Raw genomic sequence first — 1,982 nt, 5'->3', positions numbered from 1 at the left:
GCCCAAGCTCCTGCTGCTCGACGAGCCGATGGGGGCGCTGGACAAGAAGCTGCGCACCGAGATGCAGCTCGAGGTGGTCGAGATCATCGAGCAGGTCGGTGTGACCTGCATCATGGTGACCCACGACCAGGAAGAGGCGATGACCATGGCGGATCGCGTGGCGATCATGGCCGACGGCTGGATCGAGCAGGTGGGCTCGCCGGTGGATATCTACGAGAGCCCGGCGAGTCGCATGGTGGCGGAGTTCGTCGGCACGGTGAACCTGTTCGAGGGCGAGATCGTCGAGGACGCGGCGGATCACTGCACCATCGAGACGCCCTTGCTGTCACGACCGATCTACATCGACCACGGCATCACCACCCAGGCGATGGATCGGCGGGTGTGGGCGGCACTGCGCCCGGAGAAGATCTGGCTCTCCCGCGAGAAGCCGGAAGGCGCCTACAACTGGGAGGCGGGCAAGGTCGACGACATCGCCTACCTCGGCGGCTACTCGCTCTACTACGTGCGCACCGCCACGGGACAGACGATCAAGGTGAGCATGGCCAACGTCGAGCGGCGTGGCGATCGTCCCACCTGGGAGGACGACGTCTACGTGTACTGGGAAGACCACAGCGCCATTGTGCTCAACCGATGAGCGTGGATTCAGGAGAGCGCCCTTGATGAAGTCGCTTACGTTCGCCGCGCGCCTGCAGCGCCTGAAGCTCGGCCGTCGCGCGGTGATCGCGCTGCCGCTGGTGTGGCTGACGCTGTTCTTCTTGCTGCCCTTCGCCCTAGTGCTGAAGATCAGCCTGTCCGAATCGATGGTGGCGATTCCGCCCTTCGGGCCGCTGCTCGAGTACGCCGACCAGACGCTGCACGTCTTCCTGAACCTGGGCAACTACCTGTTCCTGCTGTCGGATTCGCTCTACGTGGCGGCCTACTGGGGCTCGATCCAGACGGCGTTCATCTCGACGCTGGTGTGTCTGCTGCTCGGCTACCCGATGGCCTACGCCATGGCCCGGGCGCCGGCGCGCTGGCAGCTCATCCTCCTGCTGCTGGTGATGCTGCCGTCCTGGACCTCGTTTCTGATCCGGGTCTACGCCTGGATGGGGATTCTCAGCAACAGCGGCCTGCTCAACAACCTGCTGATGAGCCTGGGGCTGATCGACTCGCCCCTGCGCATGATGAACACCCGGTTCGCCGTGGTGATCGGCATCGTCTACGCCTACCTGCCGTTCATGGTGCTGCCGCTCTACGCCCACCTCACGCGGCTCGACAACTCGCTGCTGGAGGCGGCGGCGGACCTGGGCTCGCGCAAGCTCAACACCTTCCTCAAGGTGACGCTGCCGCTCTCCATGGGCGGCATCATCGCGGGCTCGATGCTGGTGTTCATCCCGGCGGTAGGGGAGTTCGTCATCCCCGAGCTTCTCGGCGGGCCGGATACGCTGATGATCGGCAAGGTCCTGTGGGAGGAGTTCTTCCTGAACCGCGACTGGCCGGTCGCCTCGGCGCTCGCCATGGTGATGCTGGCACTGCTGCTCGTGCCCATCGTGTGGTTTCACCGCTACCAGTCCCGGGAGCTCGAAAAATGAGAAAGCCGCGCATGCCGTCGTTCACCACCGTGATGCTCGTGGTGGGGCTGGTGTTTCTCTACCTGCCGATGCTGGTACTGGTGGTCTACTCCTTCAACGCCTCGCGCCTGGTCACCGTGTGGGCGGGCTTCTCCACCCAGTGGTACGGGGCGCTGTTTCGCGACCGCCAGATCCTCGCCGCCGTCTGGACGAGCCTCGAGATCGCCTTCTTCGCCGCCAGCATGGCGGTATGCCTGGGAACCGTGGCGGCCTTCGTGATGACTCGCTTCGGACGCTTTCGCGGCAAGACGGCGCTGTCGAGCATGGTGACGGCGCCCCTGGTGATGCCCGAGGTGATCACCGGGCTTTCGCTTCTGCTGCTGTTCGTGCAGATGGCCCAGCTCACCGGCTGGCCGGCGGATCGCGGCATGG

At 65.0% G+C, this 1,982-nt stretch carries 2 protein-coding genes and 1 pseudogene; all 3 read left to right on the top strand.

What is annotated here, in order from left to right:
* The coding region (locus BIS11_RS16250) for a TOBE domain-containing protein (protein ID WP_253586547.1) at positions 1-634 on the top strand (634 nt) is incomplete at its 5' end.
* 25 nt (positions 635-659) lie between these two features.
* A complete protein-coding gene (locus BIS11_RS16245) occupies positions 660-1,571 on the top strand; it encodes an ABC transporter permease subunit (protein WP_253424192.1) in 912 nt (303 codons plus the stop codon).
* Positions 1,568-1,982, top strand: a pseudogene (locus BIS11_RS16240) (putrescine ABC transporter permease PotI); the annotation flags it as partial. The gene BIS11_RS16245 and the pseudogene BIS11_RS16240, both read left to right, overlap by 4 nt.

The organism is Halomonas sp. 707D4 (assembly GCF_024158685.1).
GTDB lineage: Bacteria > Pseudomonadota > Gammaproteobacteria > Pseudomonadales > Halomonadaceae > Vreelandella.
This window is presented reverse-complemented; position numbering and strand designations above follow the sequence as displayed.